Genomic DNA, 6,191 nt, shown 5'->3' with positions numbered 1-6,191 from the left:
CCCTTTATGACCGGCTCCTCGATCGCCTCCATGATCAGGGGCATGTTCCAGCCTACGTGGGGGATGTGCTCTCCGTACAACATCGTCAAGTTTTCATGACTTTCGAAACTTGATAATGTGACAGCTAAAACGCCCATGACAAAAAGGAACGCTTCCAGGTTATGTTCGATCTTTGGGACCAAGAACGGGCCCAACAAGACCGTGAGAACGATGGCAAATAGACCAAGATCAATTATCGTCGGTGGCATCATTGGTTTTACCTCCTGAATTGGATATTAAGCCGATATCCTGCGACTATGTTTCTCTCCCTTGGAATGGGAACTTGAGACTGGATATTCTCGCTATATTAAATGCTTTTGTCCTGTAATCGACGTGCCGATCCGCAAAGGACGAGACGCGAAGATCTCGGACAAAAAATTTGAAAGCGAGCGAGAAATCTCAAGACGCCTTTCCAGCCCTCACCACCAGGACGGGCCTGGTGCCGTTCTTGGATACCTCGTAGGCGACGCTGCCGACGATGAGCTGTTTCACCCATCCCTTCCCATGAGAGCTCATGGCCACCAGGGAGACGTCCTCCTTCTCGGCCGCCTCGATGATCTCTTCAGCGGGGCTGCCGACGGCGACCTGGACCGAGGCCTTGATCCCGGCAGCCTCGAACTCCGCCTTGATGGCGTTCAGCTTCTCGGTCGCCTCCTTCATCTTGGCGTCGACGTGCTCCTGGCTCTCCCCGCTGGAGACGACGTGGAAGAGAAGGGCCTCATGTATCCCCTTCATGCCCTTGACGAAGTTGATCGTCTCCTCGGAGGGCTCCGAGAAGTCGGTGGGGCAGAGTACCTTGGAGAAAATCATGGAGCAGTGCTCTTCAAGATCCTCGCCTCCTTCCAGCATCTTGTAGCGCATCAGCAGGAGGTGTTTATCGCCGTACCGCAGGGTGTTCTTGGCCACGTTGCCCAGGAATATATTCTCGACGAAGCCCTTGCCTCGAGCGCCCATGACCACCAGGCTGACTCCCTCCTCGTCGGATACCGCCTGGATCTTCCTGAAGATGTCACCCTCCAGCATAGGCTCGGCCCTCTGTTCGACCTTGAGCCCCTGGGCCTCTACGAACTTTGCCTGCTCTGCGAGCTTCTCCTTCGCCTCTTCGAGCCTGGCTCCAGGGTCCCAAACCCTGGCCAGAGGGTCCGACGGACCGATGACGTTGAGGAGGACGACCTTCTTCACTCCTGGCAATCCGCCGACGCACTCCAGGACCTTCTGCGAGTACTTGGAGAAGTCCGTGGGAACCAAAACAGTTTCGAACATGTTTATTATACCTCCCTATAACCTTCTGGATCTGCCCTACTTAAATACCCAGATACGCTGTATATGCACCTGCCAGAGCTGGTATCCCATCCGTTATATTTCAATCTACCGACCATTAAAAGAGATTTCGCCCTGGGGTATAATCGAACCGACGCATGGAATGGCTAGAGAGGAACAGGCTTGCGAATATGAGAGCTTCTCGAATCGCAGGACAGGCTTAAGCTCACCGATCAGGGCCGGTGAAATTTTGGCCCCAAAACCGATTTATCGAAAAGATCGGCTTCTATTTCAAGAAGGTTATAATAAAATTACAACCTCCTCGAATCCGAATCCAGGGGCGAGCCGAAGGCGAGATCCTCCAGCTCCACCACCCTCTCCCAGGCAGCTTTGCAGCCGCAGTCGAGATCCTCAAAGACGCTGACGTCCTGGCTGAGGGCGTGCTCCCTTATCGCCTCCGCGATCGTCTCGTCACACCTGCCGCAGTTGGAGGGCCCTCGCCTGGCTCCTGCAGCTACGGGATCGCAGATGATTGGCGCGAAGGTGACCCTACTCAAGACCTCGACGGCGCTCCAGAGCCATGGAGGGCGATATTCGCCCCGCATCCAGATCCTCTCCATCAGGGTTCCCCTCTGGATGTTGGCGAGGTTCAAGGATAGGACGTCTGAAAAGGGTGCCGCCTCCCGGGCGGACCGGAGGGCGTCGGAGATCGCCACCCCCTCCGAGAGGAAGAGGGGTTTGAGGAGGAGGTACGTCTTGACCGAACCGCCAGCCGCGTGAACGACCTCCGCCGCCTCCTCGAACTCCTTGAAGCTGAACCCCTTGCAGATGGAGTGAGACCTGATGAGGTCGTTTGCGGTCTCCAGGCCGATCCCAACCTCCGTCCTGATCCTCCCGACCGAGTCCTCAACCCTTTCGGCCGTTACGTACTCCGGCCTCGACTCGACGACGAGCTTCTCCACCCCCGCCGCCGCCAGGCCGTCAAGTATCTGGGCCCTGATCGACTCGGGGACCTCGACGGGGTCGAGAAAGCTGCCGCTGGTGTAGATCTTGACCACCCGATCCTCCGAGGAGATATCTTTTGTAGCGGCCAAAAACTGGACCATCAGGTCCTTCCCGGTGGCGGGTGCCCCCTCCGAGGCGTAGCCGCACATGGTGCACCGGCGCCACCTGCACCCTCTCGTCCTGAGAATTATGGTCAGGCACCCTGCCGCCTCTCCGTCCAAAAGGTCCATCGACCGCCATACAGCCACCGGCCTGGAGAGGTCCGGCTTGAATCGCTTCTTCTTCGTGAAGATTTCACCACCGAATATTACTGGATGTGCCTCATGGCGCTGATCGCTGCCGAGGTACCGGCGCCGACGGCCGTCGTAACCTGCATCCTGCCGCCGGTGACGTCCCCTGCCGCAAAGACCCCGGGAACGTTCGTCGCCTGGGTGAGCCGGTTGACTTTTACAAAGCCGCCCCTGGTCAGCTCGACTCCGAGATCGACGGCGAGATCGACGTTCGGCTCGACCCCCATCTCGACGAAGACTCCGTCGACCTTCAGAGTGTGGACCTTGCCCCTCACCTTGAACTCGATCCCGGTCACAAAACCGTCCCCCAGAATCGAGATCGGCTCCACGCCGGAGAAGGTGCTGAGGTTTGTAAGAGACTCGATCCGATCGAGGTAGACGGCCTCCGCCACCAAATCCTCCCGGACGTTAAGGAGATGGACCTTCATGCAGAGACCTGCAAGATAGAGGACCGCCCTCGCCGCGCCGTTTCCGTAACCGACGACGGCGACGGTCTTGCTTCGGAAGAGAGCGCCGTCACAGTAGGCGCAGTAGGAGACGCCTCTCGTCGCGTACTCCTCTTCACCCGGGACCGAGAGCTTCCTGTGGCTGGCGCCGGTCGCCAGGATCAGGGCCCTCGACTCGTACTCCCAGCTCTCGGTCTTGACCCTGAAGAGGCCGTTGAGGGAGACCACCTTGGCCACAACCTCCTCATGAAGCTCTGCGCCGTACTTCTCGGCCTGAGCCAGCATCCGCTCCGAGAGCTCGATCCCCTGGATGCCGTCGGGAAATCCCGGATAGTTCTCGTAGAGACCGCCCATCGACTGCTGCGATCCGTAGACATTTCCGAGGATGAGGGTCTTCTTCCCGCCCCTGGCACAGTACATCCCGGCGGTAAGGCCGGCCGGTCCCGCCCCGATGATTATGACGTCGTACACGAGAGCACCACCAACGTGATCCCGAGTTTGAAGTTGATGATAGATAAAATGTGTGCAGCTAAAATGGAACATGTGTGCAGCTAAAATGGGCGTTCAGCCGAAGTATGCATGCTGCTACAGAGGAGGCTCGCCGGCGAATCGTTCATAAGTCCAGAGCTACTATCTGCATATATGTATGAACTGGTCTCTCCGATCAACCCGAAAGCTGTCCTAAGGCGGCTGGGCCAGATCACTATCGGGATCGGGATCGTCCAGGCGGCACCGGCCGTAGTGGCCCTCATCTTTGGAGAGATCCGAATCGCCGCCGTATACAGCGCCGTGGCCTTGGCGGTCCTGCTGGCGGGGCATTTTATGAGCCGGCGCCTCCCCGAAGAAGAGCTGGAGATCAAGGAGGCGCTGGTCCTGGCCGCCCTTATATTTCCTCTATCTGCGATCGTATCTGCAGTCCCCATCTATCTGTCCACAGATATGTCGGCGCTGGACGCCTTTTTTGAGAGCGTCTCAGGGGTGACGACCACGGGCCTCAGCGTCGCTCCCCCAGATCTAGGGCCCGTCTTCCTCTTCTCCCGCTCCTGGCTGCAGTGGATAGGGGGGATAGGAATAGTCGTCCTCGTCCTCTCCATCCTGATCCGCCCGGGGACCACCGCCTTTAGGATATACGCCACGAACGTCGGCGAAGAGAAGATAAAGCCGAGCGTGGTGGCGGCGGCAAAGCTTCTGGGTAAGGTCTACATCATAATCACCCTGATCTCGATCACCCTTCTGATGCTCTCAGGAATGTCCCCTTTCGATGCCGTCTGTCACGCCCTCTGCTCCGTATCCACGGGAGGCTTCTCCACCAGGCCCGAGAGCATTGGAGCCTTCAGCGGATGGCTGGTTCCCGCCACGATCGCCCTCTGTTGCGTTATGGGGTCGATCAACTTCGGACTCTATCCGCAAGCCCTGAAAGATCCCCTGATCCTGCTGAAGAACGTACAGGTGAGGTACTTCATCGCGATCGCCGCCGTCGGCACGGCCATCTTCAGCTTCACCCTCGTCGAAGCCGACTATCTGGATGATAAACTTCTGGTCACATCTCAGGATAGAACGCCGGCCGAGATCGCGTCGATCTCCGCCTTTACCGCCTTATCCGCCCTCACCACCTCGGGCTTTTCAGCGACCGACGTCGGCGAGCTTCCGGAGAGCTCAAAGCTCCTCCTCTCGGCCCTGATGTGGATCGGAGGCGGTGTGGGGTCCACCGCAGGAGGGATTAAGATCTTCAGGATGATCCTCCTCTTCAAGCTAGTACATCTGACATTCATGCGCCTCTTTCTGCCATCCGAGACGGTCACCCCTCTGAAGGTGGGCGAAGAGATAGTCGAGGAGGAGGAGCTGAACCGGATAACTGCTTTCGTCCTCCTCTACATCATGATCCTGGTCCTCTCCACCTTCGCCTTCACCCTTCAGGGTGTGGAGACGAGCGATGCCCTATTCGAGGTTTCGAGCGCCTTGGGAACGGTTGGCCTCTCGTCAGGGGTCACTGGTGCCGAGATCCCAGATCTTTTGAAGATCATCCTCTGCGTCGACATGCTGCTGGGAAGGATAGAGATAGTGCCGCTGCTCGTTCTCTTCATGCCCAGGACCTGGATCGGGAGGAGCACGCCAAAAACTCGGGAAGAGAAGTCACAGCGATAAAAACAGGGCAGACAAAAGATAAAATGGTATAGAGGACAAAAATGAGACAAGATAGGAGAGTTTAGGGCGAGGAAGAAAAAATGAGGGTCATAATCGTGGGGGCGAGCGCTCTTGGGCACGACCTGAGCAAGAAGCTGATCGAGAAAGGCGATGAGGTGGTCTTGATCGAGAGGGATCCGAACAGGGCCAAGGAGATGGCAGAGACCCTCGACTGTACCGTGATCAAGATGGAGGGGACCCGACCCGACGCCCTAGAGAAGGCGGGAATAGACGAAGCGGATGCCATCGTCACCTGTACAGACCAAGACCAGAACAACATAATCATCGGGCTGATCGGCAAAAGCTACAACGTGACAGAGGTGATCATCAGGACCGACGACCTCCAATTCCAGGAGGTAGCGAAGAAGCTCGATTTCCGTCGCGTCATAAACCCCTCCCAGATCGCCTCCACCATAATATCCGATGCCCTCCGAGGGGTCAACACCATTGAGCTGAGCGCTCTCGTGAGGGGAGACGTCCGGTTCTTGAGCCTCATGACCGACGAGAAGCTGGAGGGAAAGGAGATCTCAGATCTATCCCTTCCCGAAAGAAGCGCTTTTATCGGGCTGTACAGGAACGGCGAGTTCATCCTTGCTCAGGAGGGGCCGCGCTTCCGGCCGAACGACGAGCTGATCATCGTGACCAGGGCAGAGCACGTGAACAGCATATACGACCTGCAGTCCCGGCCCGGCGAAGATTGAAGGCCGACGAGACTGACTTGGAGGGGCTGGCGGAGGGCCAGTCTATCCGCAATGTTTTTACGCTGGAAGGTTATGGGGTGTGTGGCGGCCAGTTCCAGAGCGCCGATAGTGTAGTGGTTATCACTAGGCGTTGCCAACGCCTAAACCCGGGTTCGAATCCCGGTCGGCGCACTTTTCGTCTCTTATCTTGATCCTCAACTTCACCATCTGCAGCTCCACGACTCGTAACGCCACGACTTGTAACGCCACGACTCGTAACGCCACGA

Annotated in this window: 6 protein-coding genes and 1 tRNA gene; 3 read left to right on the top strand and 4 right to left on the bottom strand. The window is 57.6% G+C overall.

Going from position 1 to position 6,191, the window contains the following annotated elements:
- The 4 genes from ACP5EL_RS08545 to ACP5EL_RS08530 form a co-directional block, all read right to left on the bottom strand.
- Positions 1-251: DUF1646 family protein (locus ACP5EL_RS08545; protein ID WP_428402089.1), on the bottom strand; the 251-nt coding region annotated here is incomplete at its 3' end.
- A gap of 187 nt (positions 252-438) precedes the next feature.
- Entirely contained in the window at positions 439-1,302 is an 864-nt protein-coding gene (locus ACP5EL_RS08540) for a universal stress protein (protein WP_428402088.1), read from the bottom strand.
- 308 nt (positions 1,303-1,610) lie between these two features.
- On the bottom strand, positions 1,611-2,534 hold the full coding sequence (locus ACP5EL_RS08535) for an archaeosine biosynthesis radical SAM protein RaSEA (protein ID WP_428402087.1): 924 nt from the start codon (positions 2,532-2,534) through the stop codon (positions 1,611-1,613).
- A 77-nt stretch (positions 2,535-2,611) separates the two neighbouring features.
- A complete protein-coding gene (locus ACP5EL_RS08530; protein WP_428402086.1) occupies positions 2,612-3,511 on the bottom strand; it encodes an NAD(P)/FAD-dependent oxidoreductase in 900 nt (299 codons plus the stop codon).
- Positions 3,512-3,682: 171 nt separating this feature from the next.
- On the opposite strand from ACP5EL_RS08530, the gene ACP5EL_RS08525 reads away from it, so the two are divergent.
- From ACP5EL_RS08525 to ACP5EL_RS08515, 3 genes are all read left to right on the top strand, one after another.
- Complete coding sequence (locus tag ACP5EL_RS08525) at positions 3,683-5,185, top strand: TrkH family potassium uptake protein (protein ID WP_428402085.1); 1,503 nt, start codon at positions 3,683-3,685, stop codon at positions 5,183-5,185.
- Positions 5,186-5,265: 80 nt separating this feature from the next.
- On the top strand, positions 5,266-5,925 hold the full coding sequence (locus ACP5EL_RS08520) for a potassium channel family protein (RefSeq protein WP_428402084.1): 660 nt from the start codon (positions 5,266-5,268) through the stop codon (positions 5,923-5,925).
- Positions 5,926-6,024: 99 nt separating this feature from the next.
- A tRNA-Gly gene (locus tag ACP5EL_RS08515) sits at positions 6,025-6,096 on the top strand.
- Positions 6,097-6,191: the final 95 nt, after the last annotated feature.

This window comes from Methanocrinis sp. (assembly GCF_049974945.1).
Taxonomy (GTDB): domain Archaea; phylum Halobacteriota; class Methanosarcinia; order Methanotrichales; family Methanotrichaceae; genus Methanocrinis.
This window is presented reverse-complemented; position numbering and strand designations above follow the sequence as displayed.